Source organism: Actinoplanes sp. L3-i22 (assembly GCF_019704555.1).
Lineage (GTDB): Bacteria > Actinomycetota > Actinomycetes > Mycobacteriales > Micromonosporaceae > Actinoplanes.
The window spans coordinates 6636478-6657953 of sequence record NZ_AP024745.1; the positions used below are offsets into that span (position 1 = coordinate 6636478).

General features: G+C 70.4%; 23 protein-coding genes. 14 read left to right on the forward strand and 9 right to left on the reverse strand.

Features of this window, described 5'->3' with window-relative positions; translation table 11 throughout:
- Positions 1-91 precede the first annotated feature (91 nt).
- Together L3i22_RS29930 and L3i22_RS29935 are read left to right on the forward strand one after the other, a co-directional pair.
- Positions 92-391 carry a hypothetical protein gene (locus L3i22_RS29930; RefSeq protein ID WP_221320857.1) on the forward strand — a complete coding sequence of 100 codons (300 nt, stop codon included), beginning with the start codon at positions 92-94 and terminating at the stop codon, positions 389-391.
- A 122-nt stretch (positions 392-513) separates the two neighbouring features.
- Positions 514-1161 (forward strand): hypothetical protein, encoded by a 648-nt coding sequence (locus L3i22_RS29935; RefSeq protein ID WP_221320858.1) that lies wholly within the window; start codon positions 514-516, stop codon positions 1159-1161.
- A gap of 22 nt (positions 1162-1183) precedes the next feature.
- Here the strand turns inward: L3i22_RS29935 and L3i22_RS29940 are convergent, their stop codons facing one another.
- From L3i22_RS29940 to L3i22_RS29955, 4 genes are all read right to left on the reverse strand, one after another.
- Positions 1184-1591 carry a YkvA family protein gene (locus tag L3i22_RS29940; protein WP_221320859.1) on the reverse strand — a complete coding sequence of 136 codons (408 nt, stop codon included), beginning with the start codon at positions 1589-1591 and terminating at the stop codon, positions 1184-1186.
- A gap of 6 nt (positions 1592-1597) precedes the next feature.
- On the reverse strand, positions 1598-2191 hold the full coding sequence (locus tag L3i22_RS29945) for a Chromate resistance protein ChrB (protein ID WP_221320860.1): 594 nt from the start codon (positions 2189-2191) through the stop codon (positions 1598-1600).
- 64 nt (positions 2192-2255) lie between these two features.
- Positions 2256-4277 (reverse strand): TniQ family protein, encoded by a 2022-nt coding sequence (locus L3i22_RS29950; RefSeq protein ID WP_221320861.1) that lies wholly within the window; start codon positions 4275-4277, stop codon positions 2256-2258.
- A complete protein-coding gene (locus L3i22_RS29955; protein ID WP_221320862.1) occupies positions 4274-5515 on the reverse strand; it encodes a TniB family NTP-binding protein in 1242 nt (413 codons plus the stop codon). The genes L3i22_RS29950 and L3i22_RS29955 overlap by 4 nt, the downstream gene beginning before the upstream one ends.
- Before the next feature lie 268 nt (positions 5516-5783).
- On the opposite strand from L3i22_RS29955, the gene L3i22_RS29960 reads away from it, so the two are divergent.
- Together L3i22_RS29960 and L3i22_RS53785 are read left to right on the forward strand one after the other, a co-directional pair.
- A complete protein-coding gene (locus L3i22_RS29960; RefSeq protein ID WP_255657259.1) occupies positions 5784-6206 on the forward strand; it encodes a recombinase family protein in 423 nt (140 codons plus the stop codon).
- Entirely contained in the window at positions 6203-6514 is a 312-nt protein-coding gene (locus tag L3i22_RS53785; protein WP_255657260.1) for a hypothetical protein, read from the forward strand. Before L3i22_RS29960 ends, L3i22_RS53785 begins: the two co-directional genes overlap by 4 nt.
- A 46-nt stretch (positions 6515-6560) precedes the next feature.
- Here L3i22_RS53785 and L3i22_RS29970 read toward each other — a convergent pair whose 3' ends face one another.
- From L3i22_RS29970 to L3i22_RS29980, 3 genes are all read right to left on the reverse strand, one after another.
- The gene (locus L3i22_RS29970) at positions 6561-6947 is read right to left on the reverse strand and encodes a hypothetical protein (protein ID WP_221320863.1); all 387 of its coding nucleotides are present in this window, start codon (positions 6945-6947) and stop codon (positions 6561-6563) included.
- A 165-nt stretch (positions 6948-7112) separates the two neighbouring features.
- Positions 7113-7337, reverse strand: a complete 225-nt coding sequence (locus tag L3i22_RS29975; RefSeq protein ID WP_221320864.1) for a hypothetical protein — start codon at positions 7335-7337, stop codon at positions 7113-7115.
- Positions 7338-7696: 359 nt separating this feature from the next.
- The gene (locus L3i22_RS29980) at positions 7697-12277 is read right to left on the reverse strand and encodes a HEAT repeat domain-containing protein (RefSeq protein WP_221320865.1); all 4581 of its coding nucleotides are present in this window, start codon (positions 12275-12277) and stop codon (positions 7697-7699) included.
- Here L3i22_RS29980 and L3i22_RS29985 point away from each other — a divergent pair.
- Complete coding sequence (locus L3i22_RS29985; protein WP_221320866.1) at positions 12276-12476, forward strand: hypothetical protein; 201 nt, start codon at positions 12276-12278, stop codon at positions 12474-12476. The genes L3i22_RS29980 and L3i22_RS29985 overlap by 2 nt on opposite strands.
- 806 nt (positions 12477-13282) lie before the next feature.
- Here L3i22_RS29985 and L3i22_RS29990 read toward each other — a convergent pair.
- Both L3i22_RS29990 and L3i22_RS29995 read right to left on the reverse strand, forming a co-directional pair.
- Entirely contained in the window at positions 13283-14323 is a 1041-nt protein-coding gene (locus L3i22_RS29990) for an HNH endonuclease (protein WP_221320867.1), read from the reverse strand.
- Positions 14320-15267, reverse strand: coding sequence for a hypothetical protein (locus tag L3i22_RS29995; protein ID WP_221320868.1), 948 nt, complete (start codon positions 15265-15267; stop codon positions 14320-14322). The genes L3i22_RS29990 and L3i22_RS29995 overlap by 4 nt, the downstream gene beginning before the upstream one ends.
- 134 nt (positions 15268-15401) lie before the next feature.
- Here L3i22_RS29995 and L3i22_RS30000 point away from each other — a divergent pair, with 134 nt between their 5' ends.
- From L3i22_RS30000 to L3i22_RS30035, 9 genes are all read left to right on the forward strand, one after another.
- Positions 15402-15542 carry a hypothetical protein gene (locus L3i22_RS30000; protein ID WP_221320869.1) on the forward strand — a complete coding sequence of 47 codons (141 nt, stop codon included), beginning with the start codon at positions 15402-15404 and terminating at the stop codon, positions 15540-15542.
- A gap of 3 nt (positions 15543-15545) precedes the next feature.
- Entirely contained in the window at positions 15546-15809 is a 264-nt protein-coding gene (locus tag L3i22_RS30005; RefSeq protein WP_221320870.1) for a hypothetical protein, read from the forward strand.
- 279 nt (positions 15810-16088) lie between these two features.
- On the forward strand, positions 16089-16583 hold the full coding sequence (locus tag L3i22_RS30010) for a hypothetical protein (RefSeq protein ID WP_221320871.1): 495 nt from the start codon (positions 16089-16091) through the stop codon (positions 16581-16583).
- Positions 16580-16708 (forward strand): hypothetical protein, encoded by a 129-nt coding sequence (locus L3i22_RS53790; RefSeq protein WP_255657261.1) that lies wholly within the window; start codon positions 16580-16582, stop codon positions 16706-16708. The genes L3i22_RS30010 and L3i22_RS53790 overlap by 4 nt, the downstream gene beginning before the upstream one ends.
- Positions 16705-17862, forward strand: a complete 1158-nt coding sequence (locus L3i22_RS30015; RefSeq protein ID WP_221320872.1) for a tyrosine-type recombinase/integrase — start codon at positions 16705-16707, stop codon at positions 17860-17862. The genes L3i22_RS53790 and L3i22_RS30015 overlap by 4 nt, the downstream gene beginning before the upstream one ends.
- A 368-nt stretch (positions 17863-18230) precedes the next feature.
- Positions 18231-18416, forward strand: a complete 186-nt coding sequence (locus tag L3i22_RS30020; RefSeq protein ID WP_221320873.1) for a hypothetical protein — start codon at positions 18231-18233, stop codon at positions 18414-18416.
- Entirely contained in the window at positions 18413-19537 is a 1125-nt protein-coding gene (locus tag L3i22_RS30025; RefSeq protein WP_221320874.1) for a hypothetical protein, read from the forward strand. The genes L3i22_RS30020 and L3i22_RS30025 overlap by 4 nt, the downstream gene beginning before the upstream one ends.
- A 307-nt stretch (positions 19538-19844) precedes the next feature.
- On the forward strand, positions 19845-20078 hold the full coding sequence (locus L3i22_RS30030; RefSeq protein WP_221320875.1) for a hypothetical protein: 234 nt from the start codon (positions 19845-19847) through the stop codon (positions 20076-20078).
- 135 nt (positions 20079-20213) lie between these two features.
- Positions 20214-20606, forward strand: a complete 393-nt coding sequence (locus tag L3i22_RS30035; protein WP_221320876.1) for a hypothetical protein — start codon at positions 20214-20216, stop codon at positions 20604-20606.
- Positions 20607-21476: the final 870 nt, after the last annotated feature.

Genomic DNA, 21476 nt, shown 5'->3' on the forward strand with positions numbered 1-21476 from the left:
GCCGAAGGAGGCAACTGGAAGAATCGCAGCGGTAGTCGCGGCCGTCCCCTCCGGCGCGCGTGAACCAGCACGCCTGCAAGAGGGAGAACCGATGATGTCATCGCGACCGGGCCGACGAGCGTCCGGTGAGGCCAGGCTGGTGTCGGCGATCCGGACGAACGCGCTGATCCTGGTGGTGGCGCTGTCGCTGGTGACGTTGGCGCCCCGGTTCGGCTACCTCGAACACGACCAGTACGTGAGCTACGCGGTCAGCTACGTCGCCTCGATCGCGGCCGCCGCCGGGACCTGGCTGCGCCTGCCCGGCCGCAGCCTCGCGCTGCTGCTCACGGCGCTGGCAGTGGCGATGATCGCGACCGTGTGGATGGCCGTCGACATGGTGCTGGCCACCTAGATTCCGCCCGAACCACCGGCATCTCCGCACCACGAACGTGTTTTCTGCTCGGCCTGAGACCGACTGCGACACCGGCCGGGTGCTTCGCGCTGCCCCGAAAACCGAGAGGAAAGAGGCTCACCATGTACGAGGACCCGCGACGCCCTGCACGCCGGACCGGCAGCGAGCCCCGATCGGACGTCTCGACCGGACCCACCTCTGGCTGGGACCCGCAAGATCTACTGGACCACGAACCGCGGATCGACGCCCGGGTCGCGTACGGCTACAACCCGGACGAGGAAGGCAGCTACTTCCCGGACCCGGAGGACTACCCGCCAGCCTCCGACGATGTTGCCGATCAAGCCGGGTTGGCTGCCGGTGGGCCGCGTACGGCATCGGGCAACTGGCGGCGGGAGTCGGACCGGCCGCCAGGAGAACCCGAGCCTGGATCGGCGTCGTCGCCGGCCCGGTTCGCGCGGATCGCCGTAGCCGTGGTGGCGGTCGTGTTCGGCCTGGCCGCCGCGGTAGCTGGCGTCTACGAGCTGACCGGCACGTCCGGCCAACCGGCTGTACCAGCGCCGCCCGCCGATGTCAGCATCCCGGACCAGAAAACACCCGTCGAGTCCACCCTCCCGGACGTACCTCTGCCGGACGAGTCGGTACCGGAGACGACCGAACAGCCTGCCGCCGGACCGTCCGCGGACTCGACCTCAACCAGTCCGCGGCCGACGCCGCCGCAGGACGGCGGTCGCGACGACGACCAGGACGACGGCCGCGGCGACGGCGACTGAGCCGGTCCGGTGCAGCGCGGGTTCAGCGGTTGAGGCCGGTGAGGCGGCTGAGCGCGGCGAAACCATCGTCGGTGCCGGGCCAGTGCCGACGGACCGCGTCGAGGCCGGCCCGGCGCACGGTCGAGCGCAGCACCGCGGTGACAATGATCGCGTCGTCGGCGTAGCCCAGGATCGGAATGAAGTCCGGGATCAGGTCGAACGGCACCGCCAGGTACACCAGAAGCAATCCGAGCCTGATCCGCACACCGCGAGGAAGAGTCGGGTCGCTGGCCAGCCGGCGCAACAACCTGAGCAAGTCCGGCAGCAGCCGCAGCGCCTCCTTGAGCTGCGCCTTGTCCGGTTTGGCGACGAGCAACGCGATCAGCAGAGCCAGCCAGATCAACAGCAGCGCGACGCCGATGCTGATCAACAGTTGCCACCACCAGGCCATGTGGGCTCAGTCCTTCCGGTCGGCGTGCCTATGGGTGGAGACCGGCGGGATGTCGCGGGCCTCGGTGTTGAGTGCGGCGGCCTCGAACGCGGCCAAGGCCTCGGCACACCGCTCGACCGCGGCTTCGGCGCCGGCACGCCCGGACGCCTGGAAGTAGTCCCGGGCGTTGATTTTCGCCAGCCAGCTGCGAAAACGTTCCAGGTCGGCCTCTGACTCCTCCACCTCTGCGTAGATGGCACGCCCACGGGCGGTCTCCGTGGCGATCTCGTCAAGCATCGCCGGGGTGCGTTCGACGACCTCGGCGTACTCGCCGTCACGCGCGGCATTGAACTGCTCGATCAGGGCGGCTTGGTCGCTCGGGTCGACGACCTCTATGCGCAGGACCTGGCCGGTCCCGCCGTCCGTGTGGACCCGGGCCAGCAGCCGCCGGACCTGCTGCTCGATCGGCTCCCGGGCGGGAAGGAGGCAGACGGATTGTTGCAGGTAGTGGGCGCCCAGCGAGCGAAGCTTGCGCCAGACCGCGACGCGCAGGCTGTCTGGGCCACCCGCGCTCGAAATGCTCACCAGCAGGAAACCCATCCGGTCCGGCGCCGAGTCCATGTTACGAACGTAACATCTGCCAGGTTCGTTCGTTGCCGACCCCAGGGTTTGGGCGGCTGGTGTCTCAGGACGCGGGCGTGGCTGGGTTCGATGGATGATCGATGCTCCAGGCGAGGTCGGCTGCGTACCGCTCGCACAGGGCATCGAGCCGCGGATAGTGCTGGTCGGGCTCGTTGTTCCGGATCCGCCACCAGGCGCGGTCGATGTCGAGGCCGCGGTCTTCGGGGCTGCCTGGCCGGAAGCCGGGTGCCGATCGGCGATGGGGTGCGAAAAGGTGTTCGCCTTGGGTGACTTTGGTCCAGATCAGGGCCGAGACGGTGTTGCGCTTGCGTTCGCCCCAGTTGGTACGCCCGACGCGGCGCAGATGGGACAGCAGGTGCTCCCAGCCGTCGTCCGGGATGACCCAGTGGGCCATGGCTCGGCGCCGCAGACCGTAGTCGGGTAGGCGATCGCGGATCAGGGCGCGTTGGTTCAGTTCGGCGCACAGTCTGTCGACGACCTTGAGGTATTGCTGGGTCTGGCCGGTCTGGCGCAGCCAGGTCCGCAGCTCGTCGCAGGCGTGTTGGGCTGCTTCGCTGGATACATCGAGAAAGTCGGCCGCGTCAGGGATATGGCATGGTTCCGCCAGTTGGATGAGCATGACGGCGGTGGCCCGGCGCAGCAGGCGCGGTGAGAAGCCGGCCGCGAAGCCGGCCAGGTATCGCTCGTTCCAGTCATCGGTGAGAAAGGCCGGGATATGCCAGGCCCGATACCGCCCAGGCCCGTCCTGCGGTAGCGGGGAAGGCAGGACGGGCCTGGGCGGTAGTGCGCGCGAGGCTCTGGCCGGCCGGGACCGGCGGCGAGGTGAGGGTCGGGGACTTGCCGGAGGTGGACGTCGACGTCGGCGTGGCCGCGTGGTCTCTGCGGCGTCGGCCGTGGGGCGTATCCGGGGACGCAGGGCTGCGACGTACGGGGCGATGGCGGCGACCATGCCGGGTGAGCAGTACTGCTCGGCGCGCAGGAAGTGCGACGCCCAGCGTCTGCCGGTAGTTCCGATGATCAGGTCGCCGAGAACGTCCGGTTCGCCGTCGAGCACGGTGGCGGCCATCGCCAGCAACGCGCTCGTGGTGGCCGCGTCAGCCGGTGGCTGGTCCAGGATCGCGTGGTACTGGACTTTCTCGCCGCCGTCCCTGCGGGCGGCGAAGGTGTCGCGGATCTGCCGGACATGGCGATCGACCTGCTCTGCGTCGGCGGTGGTGGACGCGAGCGCCTGACCCGCCGGCCAGGTTGCGCAGATCAGATTGGTCAGCAGCCGCAGGTCGGTGAAGTAGGTGCTGACCGCCACCGGGACGGCGAACGTGGTCGTGGTCTCGGGGCCGGCGGGGTCAAGCATGCAGGTGAGCCGTTCCTGCAGTTCGGCCGCTGTCGAGGTGACCTGCGTAGCGGGTTGGTCGTCGCAGTTGTCGAGGCGACGCCCGCATACCGTCGGCTGCCTTCCAGACCGGGCTGGGCCGATCGGGTTGCGGCATTGGGCCGGGTGCAGGCCCGGCACGGTGGGTGACGGGACGATCCGGCCGCGGCCTTTGGCCAAGAGCATCGGTGGCTGCCCGCATCCGGGACACCGGTGCTGCAGCAGGCACCGGTGGCGTAGGCAGGCGAACGTGGGTGGCAGTCGCCAGGCGCGCTGCCAGCAGCCGCCGTGCAGTGTTTGCGCCGGGCTGCCGTCCCCGGCCAGACAGCCCGGGCAGTAACGGCTCCACCGGCCGAACACCCACCGCTCGCTGGTGGTCAGGCGGGCCGGGTCGCGGCGGCGACCGAGGTAGGTCGAGCTCAACGGCGAATATCGTGCCGCGAGGCCGGACAGGCACAGTTCGCGGACTTCGTCGCTGCTGAGACCGGTAGCCGTGCTGAAGGCTCGCATGCTGGCGGGCTCGAGGTAGGTGATCGGGCCGAGGATCGGCCCGATCGCGGCGAGGCCGACCAGTTCCAACATCCGTGCGGGTGTGCGATCCAGCCGGTAGGCCAGGCGGAGCAGGTAGCCCGGCAACGATTCGCCGGTGAGCGGGTCGAGGCTGCGCGGCAGGACCGCGACACTGGGGCTGGTCATGCGGTGGCCGCGGCGGGGCCGTGGTCGTCGAAGACAGTGTTGCGGCTACGACGCCGTGGCGGCGGCTTCTCGGGAACGGCAGGGACCTCGCCGGCGGCCGGGTCGCGGCCATGGTCGTTGCCGAGGCTGATCGTGACCGTGTCGAGCAGGGCCTCGGTGAGGGCTTCGACGCCGGTGTCCAGGGCTTCCGTGCAGCCTTGTTCGATGAGGCGTTCCAGCAGCCCGACGACGCCTCCGGTGCGCCGGAACAGGTATTCGGGCATGACACCGCCGGTAAGCATGCCGGGTGTGGCGTGCAAGAGCCGCAAGTGCTGTTCCAGGCCGGTGAGGTGATCGACCCAGGCCTGGATATGCGCTGCGGTGTCGTAGGCGAACGGGTCGAGTTGCACCAGGTCGAATCGACGTTCGGTCTGGGTGGCCGGGTCGTCGTGGTGATGTCGCGCCGGCGCGGGGAACGCCCATTGGCCTGTCCCGGGATCCTGGCAGCCCTCGCGCAGCAGCCCGGAGCCGGGGATGTTCACCCCGATCAGGACCAGGGTGGTATTCGTGCTCATCAGCGCGCGAATCAGGTCGAGAGTGTCCTGGTCGTCGGCCCGGTGCATCTTGAGCCGGGTGATGTCGTCGAGCAGCAGGACCCGGGTGCCGTGGTCGTGCAGGGACTGCCGGACGGCGCGGGTCAGCTGGGGCAGGGTCATCTTGCGGTGATCGGCGCCGAAGAAGTCCAGGATTGCCTGGCAGGTGCTTTTCGGTTTCGCGGTGACCGGTGTCTGCACGTACGCGACCGGGGCGTGCAGGTCCCTGCTGCCGGGCACCGCGGCCGGGTTGAGCTGCTGGTTCAGGTCAAGCCAGGCGTCTTCGAACGCGGCGGCGATCTCGCAGGCCGTCTCGGTCTTGCCTTGGTAGCCACCGCCGGTGATCATCAGGCCCGGACGGGTCGTGGGCCGGTGTTTGAGTGCGTTGGTCCGCAGCCGCGATCGCATCAGCCGGGCCACCGCGGTACTCATCGGTGTGTCCTGCAGCGGCAGGTTCGCGTGCGTGGCAGCCCGATGAAGATCGTGTAGTTGCCGGTCGCGAGGGCTCAGCATCCGATACTCGGCCAGAGTCAACGCAGGCGCGGGCACGAACGCATGGCGGGTCTGGCGCCAGTGCGTCCAGCCGTTGACCGTTTCCCGGTCCGGGATGCCGGCAGGCAGCAGGAACGCCGAGGTCGGCGTGGCCGGCAGCGGGCGGGCCGTCATGGCGCCGGGTCCGATCCGGGGTTGTCGTCCGGTGCCGAGGTGCCGGGCAGCAGGAACAGGTCCGGGCGGCGCGAGCCTGTACCCAGCCGTGGCGGTGGCACCGCCGGTCGGTCGCCGACGGCGCTCCGGCGGCGCTGTGTTCGGTCGGCGTCCACCGCCGCTCGCGCGGCATTTTGCCGGTGCGGCCAGGTCATCGGTGGTGGTTCGGCCGGCCGGGGTGCAGGGATGTCGGTGCCTGCCGGGCGGTCGGCGGCCGCGGCGGCCGCCCGTGCCCGCGCTCGACCGGCTCGGCCGGTCCTTGCAGGACCTCATCACGACCGTCGGCGGCCTGCGTAAGCAGGACGTCGGGTTCCGCAGCCTGCACGAAAACCTCGACACCACCACCCCGGGCGGCCGGCTGATCTTCCACGTCTTCGCCGCGCTGGCCGAGTTCATCCGCGAGCTGATCGTCTCCGGTACCCACGAGGGCCTGGCCGCCGCCCGCGCCCGGGGCCGGGTCGGCGGCCGGCCCAGCGTGATCAGCCCGGAGATCCTGCGGGCCGCCCGGGACATGCTGCCCAACCCCGAGGCCAGCGTCGCCTCCATCGCCAAGCTGCTCGGCGTCAGCCCCGGCACGCTCTACAACCACATCCCCGAGCTGCGCGAGCTCCGCGCCGCCGGCCGGGCCCGGGCCGCGGCGATCACCGCATGATCCGCCTGCTTCCCCGCCGGTTCCGCGGCCAACCCCGCATCCCGCTTACCGCCGTAGGCCACGGCCGCATCCACCACGAGCACCTGCCCGCCAAGACCCGCAAGTCCCTGGGCCGGTTCGTCGACACCACGCCCCAGCAGTGGGGCCTGCTGTTCGTGCTCGACGGCCGCGGCCGCCGCTGGACCCTCTACTCACCCGATCCCGACTACACCGCCCTCTTCGCGCCCACCGCCCACACCCTGGACCTGACCTTCGACGTCTTCGCCAGCAAGTTCCCCTGCTGGAACACCGAGTGGCACGTCACCTGACCAAGGCGCCCGGCCGTGCAGCCCTCGCGGCCCGGCCGGGCAACCACTACTCCGGAGCGACGATCTCGCTGCGCTGCCTCAGCACCGGTTCGAGATAGCTGTCCGAGCCGGCCGGAACCGGAGACATGGCACCGCCAGCGTCAACGATCCACGCCGCGATCGGCACCTCGTAGGCCGTCGCGTCGTCCTTGTCGTCATCCCAGAGCTTCAGCTTCCATCCCGGCGCGGCCGGAACGGCACCCACCACCTTCCCCACCGAGACCAGGCGTTTGAACCCTTTCAGGGCGCGGGCCTCAAGAAGACAGCCGCGGCGCTCATCGGCGACCAGCGCATCGCCGTCGGCGCTCCAGCGCTCGACGGGGCGCCACACCACCTGGCCGGTGGACTCGGACGGGTCAAACTCGGCTGCCCAGCCGGAAGGCGAGAAATCCATGACAGCCATTGTCTCCGGGTCGCCGTTCGAGCGTCACCTGTTGCTCTCCAGCACTGACGTTCCGGTGGCAATCGCCGCTGACGTTCGGACGGCATTCAACACAGGGCTTCCACGTCGCCGGGCGACCGGGCGTTATGCCCCGCCCGGCGAGAGCCTGCCGCCCGGTCAATCGCCGGGGTGGTCTTTCTTGTTGATCGCCTGGTGTATCGCCGTCGGGCACCCCACCGGGTTCCCGATCGCCCGCATCACCGTCCCCGCCTCCCGTACCGCCAGCCGCTGGCGCACCCAGATCGACAACATCACCGCCGGCATCGCCCTCAGCTGCTGGCCCGACCCCGCCGCCGCGACCGACCCCGCCGAGGGGGCACGCCCGATAAGCTGGTCGAGCACCGGACGCTGCTGGACGACGAGCGGGAGTTGGTCGCGGGCAAGCGTGGGCCGACTCGGCTCGGGTTCGCGCTTCTTTGTAGTTCTATATCTGAGCCGGCCGGTTTCCGCGCGGCCTCGGCGAGCTGCCCGGCGAGGCGGTGGAATTCGTGGCCCTACAGGTCGGCGTTGAGCTGGCCGAGCTCGAACGCCGTCTCTGCCACCAGTCACAGCGCTACATCAGGCGGTTTCTTTTGATCCCTGGCCGCACGTTTGTTAGCAACGCCTCAAGACCCGCAAGTCTCACGGCGTCATCCGGCCGATCCCGGCCGCAGGGTGCCAGGATCGTCGGCCCTCCCGGCCGCGATCGCCTGTACTGTCGCCTACCGGACATATCGGTAATATTGGATTCTATGGTGCTCGCGCAACACCGGCCGGGTTCCAGGATTATCGGCCCAAACGGCCCCGAGCATCCCCACCGCCACATGCCCCAAAGGACGGTCGTTGGAGTCGGTGATGGCGTACTCGCGCAACAAGGGCAGGGTGTCAGGATCGTTAGGCCAACCGACCGCGATCGCCTGCACCGCCGCGTGCCGCACAAAATCGTCGTCGTCGGTGGTGGCGCGCTCGCGCAACCAGGGCAGGGTGTCAGGATCGTCGGGCCAACCGACCGCGATCGCCTGCACCGCCAACTGCCGCACCTCCGACTCGTCGCCGGTGGTGGCGCGCTCGCGCAACCAGGGCAGGGTGTCAGGATCGTCGGACCAGCCAGCCACGATCGCCTGCACCGCCACCTGCCGCACAGAATCGTCGTCGTTGTTGGTGGCGCGCTCGCGCAACCAGGGCAGCGTGTCAGGATCGTCGGACCAGCCAGCCACGATCGCCTGCACCGCCATCTGCCGCACCTCCGACTCGTCGGAGGTGGTGGCGCGCTCGCGTAGCCAGGGCAGAGTGTCAGGATCGTCGGGCCAACCGGCCGCGATCGCCTCCACCGCCCTCGCCCCCTCAAGACTGCACCTGTTGGTGGCGTACTCGCGCAACGAGGGCAGGGTGTCAGGATCGTCGGGCCAACCGGCCGTGATCAACTGCACCGCGCACAGCCGCTCCCAGTCGCCGCCGTTGGTGGCGCGCTCGCGTAGCCAGGGCAGGGTGTCAGGATCGTCGGGCCAACCGGCCGCGATCGCCTTCATCGCCACCTCCCGCACCACCTCCTCGAAGCCGTCATCGGTGGCGCCACGCTCGCGCAACAAGGGCAGGGTGTCAGGATCGTCGGACCACCCGGCCGCGATCGCCTGCACCGCGCACAGCCGCTCCCAGTCGCCGCCGTTGGTGGCGCGCTCGCGTAGCCAGGGCAGGGTGTCAGGATCGTCGGACCACCCGGCCGCGATTGCCTGCACCGCCGCGTGCCGCACAGAATCGTCGTCGTCGGTGGTGGCGCGCTTGCGCAACCAGGGCAGGGTGTCAGGATCGTTAGGCCAACCGACCGCGATCGCCTGCACCGCCGCGTGCCGCACAGAATCGTCGTCGTCGGTGGTGGCGCGCTTGCGCAACCAGGGCAGGGTGTCAGGATCGTCGGACCACCCGACCGCGATCGCCTGCACCGCCGCCCGCCGCACAGAATCGTCGTCGTCGGTGGTTGCGCGCTCGCGCAACCAGGGCAGGGTGTCAGGATCGTTAGGCCAACCGACCGCGATCGCCTCCACCGCCGCCCGCCGCACCTCCGACTTGTCGTCGGTGGTGGTGGCGCGCTCGCGTAGCCAGGGCAGGGTGTCAGGATCGTCGGACCAGCCGGCCGCGATCGCCTGCACCGCCGCCCGCCGCACATACCAGTTGGCATCGGTGGTGGCGCGCTCACGCAACCAGGGCAGGGTGTCAGGATCGTCGGACCAGCCGGCCGCGATCGCCTGCACCGCCGCCCGCCGCACCTCCGACCTGTCGTCGGTGGTGGCGCGCTCGCGTAGCCAGGGCAGGGTGTCAGGATCGTCGGCCCAGCCGGCCGCGATCGCCTGCACCGCCGCCGACCGCACGATGCCGTTGGAGGCGAAATGGCTCAGCCAGGGCAGGGTGTCGGGATCGTCGGGCCTGCCGGCTGCGATCGCCTGCACCCCCGCCCGCCGCACGATGTCGGTGGTGGCGAACTGGTGAAGCCACGGCAGGGCGGCGGGATCGTCGGACCAGCCGGCTGCGATCGCCTGCACCCCCGCCCGCCGCACCTCCAACCTGTCGTCGGTGGTGGCGCGCTCGCGTAGCCAGGGCAGGGTGTCAGGATCGTCGGCCCAGCCGGCCGCGATCGCCTGGACCGCCGCGTGCCGCACAGAATCGTCGTCGTCGGTGGTGGCGCGCTCGCGTAGCCAGGGCAGGGTGTCAGGATCGTCGGCCCAGCCGGCCGCGATCGCCTCCACCGCCGCCCGCCGCACCTCCGACCTGTCGTCGGTGGTGGCGCGCTCACGCAACCAGGGCAGGGTGTCAGGATCGTCGGACCAGCCGGCCGCGATCGCCTGCACCGCCGCTTCGCGGCTAGCCCAGATGCCGTTCGCGGCATTGTGGTGGAGGGCGTCGAGGTTGTCGTTGTTGAGTGCTGCGTCAACGGTGGCGGCGGTCCGGGCCACGGTATGTTCATGAGCGGCCAGCCGATAGCCGGTCCGGCGGTACCAGCACTGGTAGAGGTCGGTGGCAAGCCAGGTGAGGCCGAAGACGCCGGTCAGGTATGGGCTAAGCCGTTTGACCGCGTCGGGGAGTGTCCGGTCGTTTCTTTCCTCGTGGCCGGCAGCTTCTTCGAGCAGGCTGGTCAGGGCACGGGTCAGGGCGGGTGCGTGGGCGGCCAGGGCAGCAGTCTTGCGGATCTCGGTGGTGGCCTGCAGGGCGAGCAACAGATGCCGGGGGAGCCTGTCGCGTACCCGCCAGTAGGGGTCGGCGGTTAGGAGCCGAGCGATGGCCTGGGTAGCGATTCGATCCGGGATCATGCCGGTGAGTAGGAGCAACACCTCGGCCCAGGCTGGATCGTTCCACCGACGGTCGTAGATGGCCAGCACCTGTTCGGGAGTGAGGTCGTAGTCGGTCAGGCGGCGATTCAGGTCGGCGGCGGCAAGGTATTCCAGGAACGCCCGGTGGACGAACCCGTACACCTCGGACCCGAACCGGGCCAGGATGAAGTTACGTTCCCGGAACTGGGCCAGCATCGCCCGCGCTGCGGGGATGGACCGCTCGGCGGGCATCCCGAACCGTTCTTCCAGATAGCTACGGAACCAGTCGATCAGGCTCGGGCCGGATACGTGGTTGCCGGCCAGGCCACCCGGGGCGTCCTGCATGTGCCGGGCCACCAACTGCAGCAACTCGAGTTTGTCGCGGACGTCGAGCAGGTCGACGGGAATCCGCTCGTCGCGCAGGTATCGGTTGACGTCCCATTGCTCGACCAGCAGGGTGACCGCGTGTTCGTAAACGCCGAGCCGGTCCCGCGGCAGTTCCCGGCGCCGGCCGATGATCGCCAGGATCGTCAGCAGCATCGGGTTCCCTGCCAACTCCCCCACTGCGGGCGAGGCCGTGATCGCGGCTAGCAGCCGCCTTTGCAACCGCGCCGCCTCCGCTTGATCGTCCGGGCAGGACTGGTCGTACCAGCCGGTGACGAAGGCCTGGATCTGGCCCTGATCGAGGTCCTGCAGCATCCAGTGCTCGAACCCTGCCGCGTCCAGCAGTTGCCGCCGGTAGCCGATCACCCGGGAAGTCACCACCACCCGGGCCTGCGGGTAGCGGGCTGCGAACCCCTCGATCTGCGCGGTGACCTGCTCCCGTATCCGCAGATCGAACACCTCGTCCAACCCATCGAAGACCACCACTGCCGCACCGCCGGAATCCAGATACGGCTCCAGCACCGACCGCGGCAGGCCCACGTCCTGACTGGTATGCAGATGATCGATCAAGTCCAGAAACGACCCGTCACGCCCGACCCGCCATCCCGGCTCGGCATAGGTGCGTAATTCCACCAGCATTGGCAGACATTTGGACAACCCCGCTGGCAGCGGACCCCGCATCACGTCCGGTTCCCCGGCGGCATCCGCGTCCTGGCCCGAGGTGTGGATGGCCACCAGCATCAGCAGCAGATAGCGGGCCAGCGTTGACTTACCCGCCCCGGGATCGCCCAGCAGCACCGCTTTGCGGCCAGCCGGCTCGGCGATCACTTCCAGCACCGGCCGGGACGGCCGTTCCCGGTAGGCGCGCAGCGCCGCTTCCAGCTCGTGCTGGTCGATCTGCTCGGGCAGATGCGCGTCAGCATCTTGTCCGGCCGCGGCCAGCCGCTGCCACACCTCCCGCGGCACCTCCACCGGCGGGGGATCTGCCCGTACCTGCTGCGCCACGAACACCCGATCCAGCAGGATCACCGGATGCTTCTCCGGATCGGCCGGCGACATGAGGATCTCCAAATCCACCCGCCCGTACCGCTCCCGCAACCGCTGCATATACCTGTCCCGGGCCACCACGAACGGCGCCGCCGGCCCCGCACCGGTCTCTCGATCGAACAACATCCGCAACGCGGCGGCCTGGTCGACAGCGAACCGGCCCGCCGTCACCATCTCCCGATGCGCCGCCCTACCACTGTGCTGGCGGTGATACGACTCGCAGGCCCGCACCACCGCTGCGATCGTCGGCCACCGCGGCTCACGCGGTTGTTTGGTCGGACCGGTCAGCAGGTCATGCACCGTCGTCCGGGCCGCCTGTTTCTTCCCCTCCTGGGTGGAGGGCATGCATTCCATCAACGTATCCAGCCCCGGGCCGCCGACATCGGCAACCAGCAGGTTGACAGCGGCACGCGTCCGGGGGATCGGATCTCGAGCTACCACACTCACCACCTCCGGCGCGCCGTGACCACAGGAATGCCAAGCGTATCCATGCCGGGCGAAACGTCGTCCGGTGTCCGGTTCCAGAGACCGGACCGGACCGGACCCCCACCCGCCGACGCTGATCGTCATGAACAACGACCCCACCCCACCAGCCCCGACCCCCACTCCGGACACCAAGCAGGCCCCGCCCCACCATCCCGTGGGCACACCCCACCGCTTCGCCCAGCACACCCTGCGGGTCCTCGCCTACGGCCTGCTGACCGGCGCGGCCACCGCCGCAGGCAAGGCCGTCATGGACATCGTGATCACGCTGATCCACCAGCACTGACTCCGGGTCCACCACGGCGATCCCCCTTACAGCCGGTCCTGGTTCGCCGGTAGCGGCTCGGACGCACACCACGTCACGGCGCCGCAACCGGGGCGTCCAAATCACCCACGGTTGCGTCGGATCGCAATGGCCGCCCGGACATGCCAGCCCGTGACCCGCGGCGGAGGTCCGCGGACAGCAACTCCCGACATCGAATCCACCCGATCGAGGCGGCCGCCCGCCAGGTATCCGCATTAGCGCCTCACCCGGGAAACCAGTTCCGGTTCACTTCATTCTCCAGTCGATCCCGGCGTCCACCTCGACTCCGGTGATGATTTGGGGCGGTGTCCGGAGCTGCGGTAGGAACGGAAGCGAGGTCCCAAGAAATGATCAGAACGAACCTCCTGGCCACGTCTGCTCCCACCTCGGCATAGCTGCTGCTTCTCTCGGGATAGTCAGGTTCGGCGTGGTGCACGAGGGCGCTGTACGAGGCGTCCAGCTGCCCCCCGGGTCACCCGGCACATTGTCCTGGTGCTGTCGCGGGCGCACGTCCGCGAGGCGGCGGCGTGCACTGTCGCCGCGGCCTCGCCGTAGATCCACTCCTGGATCCATCGGGTGCCAGCGTCGTGCCGGGCGGTGAACTCGGGCTGGTTCGCCCGCGGAAAGCCGCCGGGTGAACCCCGGACCTGTTGGGCGAATCGCGCTCATGCGGGGCGCCGCGGCGTCGCCGGGGGCCCCGTGCGCGACGACGCCGCGGCGGTGGCGCTCCTGGCAGCGCTGCGGGCCGAGTTTGAGCGTGTCGAGGCGGTACGGTGAGCTGCGGTTGGTCAGAAGGCCAGCCTTCTGGAGACGACGTTGCTGATCTCGCCGATCGACACGTCCGTGCGGGTGGGGTACATACGGAGGTCCCAGGAGACGGTGAAGCTGAAGGGGACGCCTACCTCGACGGTCAGGGCCAGGTCGGTGGTCTCGAACGGGGGCCCGTCGGGGACACCCACCGCGCGGACGGCCTCGTACAACCCGACCAGATGTCCTTGCAGCTCACAGCTGACCCTGCTGCGCTGCAGCCATACGTCGGCGATCTCCAACTCGGCTTCGAGGCTCACGGCGGTGGTGGGCTGGGTGGCGTCGGTCTCGACGCTGCCGGTCTCGGCGCACTCCTGATCGACGAGCTGGTCGGCGAGGGCGGCGGCCTCGGCGACGACGGCGTGCATGCCGTCGAGGATGAGTTCTTCCCAGGGGCGCTGGCAGAGGTCCTCGACCCAGGTGGACCTCATGCGGCCTTGCGTGTCGCAGGCCAGGCTCACCCAGAGCGTGTCGTCGCCCAGGCGCAGACCGATATTGCGGTACGTCCAGAAGTCGACCAGCCGCTCGTCGATGCGAGCGAGGTTCTGCACCACGGCCGGGGCATGCAGGCGGAACGCCCGGCGTGTCCGCGGGTCGCGCAGGTCCGCGCGGACCGCGGTGACCAGCCCGCGGGCAACATCGTTGGCACTGGTGTGCGTGTGAACCCGGCGGATCACCTCAGGGCTGTGCTCCCGCGCGCGGTCCAGGGTGATGGTCAGGCTCAGGGTCTGCAGGTTCCGGTCGCGTTTGGCGATGTTGCAGGGCCCGCAGATCAGCGCCAGGTTCGCGGGCCGGTCGACGTGAAAGCCGGCGTCCAGCCCGTGGAACTCGATCAGGTAGCGCAGGGTGTCCGGGTCGACGGTGTGCGGGATCACGTGGTCGATCTGCGTGTCGGCGAAGTCCTTGGCCTGCCGGCAGCTGTGGCAGGTGTTGCGCCACACCTCGTAGAGCGCGGTGCGCAGGACCACGTTGTCACCGCCGTGACGGTAGCCGACCTCGTCGGCCGGCAGTCTCCCGATCACCGGTCGGCCGATGGTTTGGCGGGCGCCGGGGTGAAGCCGCCGGCGAGCGCGTCGACCAGTTGCTGGTAGCGGCGCTCGGCGGCGGCCTGCTGCTGTTCGGCGGTGGCGGCCCGCTGGGTCAGGTTCTCGGTCTGATGGGTGGCCTCGGCGCGGGTCAGGTCCAGGTCGGCCTGTAGCTGGGCGGCGCGCTGTTCGGCGGCCGCGGTCTTCTGCCGGGCCTGCTCGACACCGGTGGCGAGCACGTCGGTCCGGGTCGTCAGTGCCTCGATCTCCCGGCGGCCGGCGCGCAGCGCTGCCTGGGCCTGGCTCAGTTCCTGCTGGACGGCGGCGAGCTGCTGCTGATGGTCCAGGCGCAGGGCAGCGTCGGCGCGGCCGGCGGCGGCCAGTTCCTCGCGGACCCGGGTCAGTTCCTGGCGCAGGTCGTCGACGCTGTGCCGACTGACCCGCAGGTCCTGCTCGGCATCCTCGGCCCGGGCCACGGCCTCGCGGGTCTTCTGCTCGGCGGCCTCGCGGGCGCTGATGGCCCCGCCGCGCTCGCGTTCGGCCAGCGCCAGCCGGTCGGTGGCCTCCCGGACCCGGAGATCGGCCTCGGTGGTGACCTCGCGGGCGCGGGCTTCGGCGGCCCGGGCCTTGTCGGCGGCGGCCGCCGCCTCGGCCTCGGCGGTGGCCTGGGCGCGCAGGGCCTGCTCGGCCTGCTGCTCGGCGGCGGCGGCCTGGGCGCGGGCCTCGTCGGCGGCCTGGGCGGAGTCGCCGGCCTGGCTCAGCGCGCGGTCGGCGATCGTCTCGATGTGGGTGTCCAGGGCGTCGAACTGCTCCAGGGTGGCCTGCAGCTGCTCGCGCAGCGGGCCGTTGCCCTGCCGGAGCTGGTCCGCGGCGGCGTGGAAGGCGGGCAGCAGCGCCTCGAGCCCGGCGGCCTCGGCGGCGGCCTGCTCGGCCAGGGCCATCTCCCGGCAGGTCTTGCCGTGCGCGGCGCGGCGCCCGTCGTCGGTCCACCGCTTGTCCAGGCAGTACTTGTACCGTGCGCCCTGCCCGGTTTGGGCGGTGTGGCAGACGATAATGACTGGTTATCATCTGCCACATGACGATGACGCCCCCGCCCCGCCCGGGCCTGGCCCCCCGCCGGCGGCAGCGGGGGGCCGGCGGCGCCGAGCCGGTCGCTCTGCCGCCGCACGGGCGCTGCCCGGCCCCGAACACCCACCGGCACGCCGGGCAGGCCTGACCCGTGGCCGTCACCGATCCCGCACCGGTCACCGCCGAGCAGGAACACCAGGGCCAGGCCGAACTGCACTGCCGCGAGGCTGCCAACCACCTGAGCTGGATCCACGCCGGACTCGACGACGGCAACACCGCACACGCGCTGCTGTCGGCCGAACGCCTGGCCGCCGCCGCGATCCACCTCGTCCGGCACCTCGCCGCGCTCGACGCCCTGCGTAACGACGGCGCCGCCGGCCCGCGCACCGGCACACCGCAGGAGCACGACCGATGACCGCCGTGCCGCCCCGCCAGCCGGACTGCCTGCAGACCGGGCCGGCGCCCGTGACCCCGGCTGGCTGATCTGCTGTGCACCGGCCACCGCGAACGGATCGCCCGCACCCGGATCTGGCCCGACGGCTTTCACCTCGGTGCCGACGCGTGCGCCGACTGCACCCGCCATCCCAGTGACGGCTCGTGGCGGACCCAGGCGCTGCCGTCACTCGACCTTTCCACCACGCTCGCGATCCACGAGGCCGGGCATGCCGTCATCCACCTCGCCCAGGGCACACCGGTGGTCGCCGCCGAGCTCGGCGAGACCAGCAACGCCACGATCGGCGGCCACGTCACGATCGGCGGTGACGGCCAGCAGACCTGGGAAGGTGTCGCGGCCGGCGCCTGCGCGGTCGCGAGGTGGGCCGCCCGGCACGGGCTCACCGCGCCGGCCGACCGGGTGGACGCGGCCTCGACGGGGGCCGGCGACTTCCAGCTGTCCCACGATCATGACGTTGCGAAGCAGGACATCGCCCGCCGGATGGCGACCGCCGACCGGCTGGTCGTCGTGCACTGGCCGGCGATCGCCCGGGTCGCGGACGCGCTCGTGACGCGCGGCCGGCTCACCGGCGACGAGATCGCCGGCCTGGCCGGGTTCGGCGTGACCCGGCTGAGCGCCGCACCGGTCACCGCCGCCCCGACACCCGGGCCGGGTGACCACTCCCGTCCCGAATCCGCCCGCCTCCAGCCTCGCGCCGGCCTGGACATCGACGTGCAGCAGGAGCACGACCGGTGACCGCCGTGCCCGTGCCGGGCGGCGGCGAGGACACCGCCCGGATCGTCGCCGCGGCGACCGCGCTGCTGGCGGCGCTGCCCGAGGTGCGGGCCCTGCTCACCAGTACGGGATCGGAGAAGCGGTGACCCAAGCGATTCTTCCTGCCGGTCCGACCGGCGACGGGCTGACCACAGTGGCGCGACAGATCGCTGCCTGGGCGGCGAACCTGCCCCGGCTGCCGGCCGACGACGGCAGCCGGTACAGCGTTCGCCGGCTCACCGCTTCCTGGAACCTCGAGAACTGGGGCAACTCGTCGCGCACCGCCGTCGCGCACCGCCGGGACCTGTCGGGATACCTGCGCTGGTGCGTGCAGGAACGCCTGGACCCGCTCACCGCCCGGCCCACCGACCTCGCCCAGTTCCGGGTGTGGCGCGAACTGCAGGCCGGCGCCGGCGGGGGCACAGCCTCGGCCAGCACCGTCGCCCGCGCCCTCGCGTCGGTGTCGAGTTGGTACCAGCACCTGATCGCCAACACCGACGGCCTCGTCGCCCGCAACCCCGCGGCCGCGGTGAAACGACCGAAGGTGCCGGCCACCTCCACCACCGCCGGGCTGACCGAGGACGAGATCGACGCGCTGCTCGCTCGGGCCGACACCGACGCGGCCGACCGGGCCGCCGCCTGGCGGGCGACTCCCACCGACTGGTATCGGGGCCGGTATCTGGCCGCGCTGCGCGACCGGGCGCTACTGCGGCTGCTGGCTGATCTCGGGCTGCGCATCGGTGAGGCCCTCGATCGAGATCTGACCGATCTGCGGTACAACGCCGGGCACCGCACCCTCAAATTCTTGGCCAAGGGCAAGGTCGAACGTGAGGTTCCGATGCCGCCGCACACCCTGGAGGCCCTCGATGAGTACCTGACCATCCGCGCGGCCGTGGCCTGCACCAGCGTCGCCGCATTGGCGGGGCCGTTGTTCGCCACCACCGGCCCGGACGGGCGCCCCGGCCGGCTCGGTCAACCTCGGGTCTTCGAGAGCATCCGTCGCCTGGCCACCGCCGCCCAGATCCCCTCCGCCGACCAACTGTCCCCAGATTCACTGCGCCACGCGTTCGCCACCAGCTCCCGCGCCGCCGGCGTTCCCCTCGAGGACGTGCAGGACGCGATGGGGCACGCCGATCCGCGCACCACCCGCCGCTACGACCGCGACCGGGACAATCTCCATCGGCATCCCGGACACCTGCTCGGCGCCCGCCGGGCGAGCCGGCGACGGGTCGACACCGAGCAGACCGAGCCGGAGGAATAGGGACGGAGCCGGCCCGCTCCCGTCGGCTGGCGGCACCGCCGTTCCCCAGCAGCACCTGGGCCTCAGAACCGATCACGCAGTCGCGGCGCCCCATCCCGGGTGTCCCACTATATGGAATGCCTGCGGTCGAAAACCACCTCTCGAAAACAGCTTCTTGCCGACCACAGAGTGCTTAACTATGAAGAAGCTTTGTGGTCGGCAAGAGGTCAATCACCTTCAAGATCAGGTCCGTGGATTGTGGCCGCGGATCGCACACGCTGGGGGTGTCGAACAACGGCGAAGGCCCGGCGACCGGAGATCCCTGACAAAGATCCGGAAGACCGAGCCTCCACTGCATGAAACCCCCTGGAGCGTGACACATGCCGAATGTGACTGACCAGCCCTGGCTGTTCCTCGCGTTGATGGCGGCCATACCGCTGATCTTGATCACGATCGTGACGGCCATCGTGGCGATCCTGGCCCTGGCCGCTCGCCGGCCCGGGAGCCGTCGGCATTCGATGGCGGTGCTGAACGCGTTGACCGGCTTTGCCCGAGTGCTGCGGAGCCCGCGTTGAGTAACTCCACCGCCCCGGCCGCCGGAGCGGCCGACGAGCCGGGCGATGCAGCTCGCATCGCCCGGCTGAGAAGGCTGCGGAGCGCCCTCGACGGGGCGGACCGGCAGAAGACGCTTGCTGGCGGCGTCACCGAGCGCCTGGATCACCTGTGGCGCACCGGCGGGCAGGACCATGCGACAGCCAGGGGAATCCGTCCCGACTACATCCAAATTCGCGAGCGGTTCATCCGCGCCACCCTCGCTGACGAACTGGGCCCAACCCTGCCGAGGCTGCTGCAGACCCAGGGTCTGCAGGTGCGCCTGCAGTTGCTGCTGATGTTCGACGCGCAGTGCCGGTACCACCCCGGCATGCCGGTACATAACGTGCGCAGTATTGCCCGCCGCGCCGACGACCAGTTCGCGGGCTGGCGTGAGCTGGTCCTCGCCGACGTGCAGCCCTCGCAGGCCTTCGGAGGACCGGACGCGACGTCGAAGGTCAGGGGTGCCCTGCGCCGGCGGCAGATCACCGAGGCCCTGGTCCGGCTCGAGGACCAGCATCTCGTGACAATTCCCCGGCATCCCAAAGGCAGCCGGCGGTACGACGACTTCCAGCTGCTGTCGGAGGAAGGCAGCCGCGAGCATCCTCCCTACACTGGTCCCAGAACGACGGTGTTGTCGCTGCCCAGGCACTTCTTCACCAGCGGGTGGGTGTGGGTGCTCTCGGACACCGAGATCGCCACATACCTCATGCTGCGGCACATGCGTGCCGCGCGGCCGGCCGCGCACGCGGACTCCGGGGTGTTCGTCACGTCGGGCGACCGAGAGACGCTCTATCGGCAGCACCGCTCGACCTGGCGCTCGGCCGACATGCTTTACCGCCTGCGCTTGATCGACAGAATGCCGACCACCGGGCGCAACTTCCGGACCGGCAAACTCGGCAATCCGAAGATCAAGGACAAGACGGCTCGCAAGCCGCTGGTCCGCTACAAGATCAACGACGACGCGCTGCAGGACAACGCCTTGGCCACGGCGTGGCAGGTGCTGACCGACCCCAGCACACAGGACGTGATTCGCCGTGACCACGGCCCGCTGGCAGAAAAGGCGGATCCCAGCGTTTCGTTGCTCTTCTCCACGCGGACGTGACCTGGGCAGAGCCGACCTGATCACACCGGTCTGATCGAGCAATGCCGGTAGCCGCCCCGTAACCCGCGCCTGCGGGAGGGGCATCAGCCGGGTGAGCTGACGCCCCTCCCGCAGGTGGGCGTGCCGCGCCACCGGTTCCTTGGCCGCGGCACCGGTTCCTTGAACAAGGTCGCTGGCGCCCACCTGCGACGACAAGCAGACCGCGACGCTCCCTTGCCCTCGTGGCATCGCCCGATCGCCCCCGGTGCGCCGGCCGGAAGCGTCCGCATCACCGGTAACGCCCGCAAGTACCGGCCAGCCTCCGGCCATGAACAACAGACTGATCAACCTGGCAAGCCGATCACGCCCGGCACCCGGCATACCGGCAGACGGTCCCGGCCTGAACCAGCCGCCGGCCGCCCCGTCACCGCTCCAGATGGATCTTCCCGCCATCCGTGCGGGGCTCGAGGCCCAGGTCGACGACCTCATCGCGACGGTCGAGGCCCAGCAGGCGCGCCTCGACGACCTGGCCCGGCAACTCGCCCGACGAGCCGCGAACTGACGTGGCCGGCAAGCGACAGCGCGCCGAGCTCACCGATGAGCAGAAGGCGGTGGCCGAGGCCACCCGGATTGCCAAGCTCGCGGACCTGCAGCAGAGGATCACGACCGCGGTGGGGGGACCAGCTACGGTGATCGGATGATCTCCGGTATCGAACCGCTGGCCGGCAGCCATCCTGACGTGGCCGCTGCCAACATGATCGCCTTCGCCGCCGAGGTGCGAGCCCGGGCCGAGGCGGAGGGCGAGATCCGCGGCAATACCGCGAGCGTGGGGGAACCGGTCCGGGACGAGGCAGCCGATCAGGATGGCTGGTTCGGCTGGACGTTGCCGGTCAACGGCCGGGACCAGCGGGTGTTGATGCCCGGTCTCGACCTGGCGGCGGTGCGCAGCACGGCGTCGACGGCAGCGCGGGTGCAGGTCAATGACTCCCCGTGGTGGTGGAACGACGCCGCGGGCATGGCCGTACCCCTGCCGGACCACCAGCCCTGGCTTGACGGCGGTCCCGCACGAGGCCGCTCTGAGATGGCCTGACCTGGGTCTCGACCGGCGACTGCGCAGGAACGGCCGACGGGGTCGGGCAGGCTCTATGCCCTCAGCCGCGAACCGCACGCCGCGCTGCTCGGCGAGCGTCCCGCTCACGCATCTGACGTCGGCGCGCACCTGCGACAGGTCGACGGCGACCATCGACGCTCGCACTCCCCGCCGGTCCGCCCCGCTCGCGATCGGCAACGCCGGGCTGCACGTTCTCCATTTACGACATCGGACTGGTGTCTGCAGCTTGCTGCTGGCGCTCCATCTCGGCCACCACCTCGTCGTTGACCCGCTCTCGCGGCCCGGCGACCACGACGATCCGGGGGCGGTGAGGCGGGGGCTGTACTGCCGCCCGCGCTCGTGGACGAACTGTCGCAGCCGCGAGGTCGCGGCATCCCGCGGCTCCTGGTCGGCCAGATACGAATAGATCATCCAGTAGCTCAGGTAGTGGTATATGTCGTCGGTGGTGCGCCCGGCGCGCCAGAGCTCGGCGAGGGTGGCCAGGTGCGGCCAGGCGTCGAGGACCTGCTGGACGCCGGCGTGGGCCTGCTCGCGGGTCAGGCCGACCCCGCCCATGGTCGGGCGGACTTCCAGCCCTTCGCGTTCACGCGGGATGTCGATCTGCATCCAGCCCCACAGGATCTTCGGTTCGCTCATCGCTGTTCGTCCTCCGTAGGTCCGGCCGGCAGGTAGCCGGCTTCCCGGCCGGGCAGCGGCCCGGCGTCATTGGTCTTGAACTCGTTGTTCCGTGCCCGCCCGCACGTCCGCGCGGGCGGGCGGGCGGGCATTCCGGATGGCGCTGGCGCGAGGGACATGCTGCTGGCGTTCGGTTCGTCGTCACGATGATGCCGAACCGGACGCCGTGCCGGG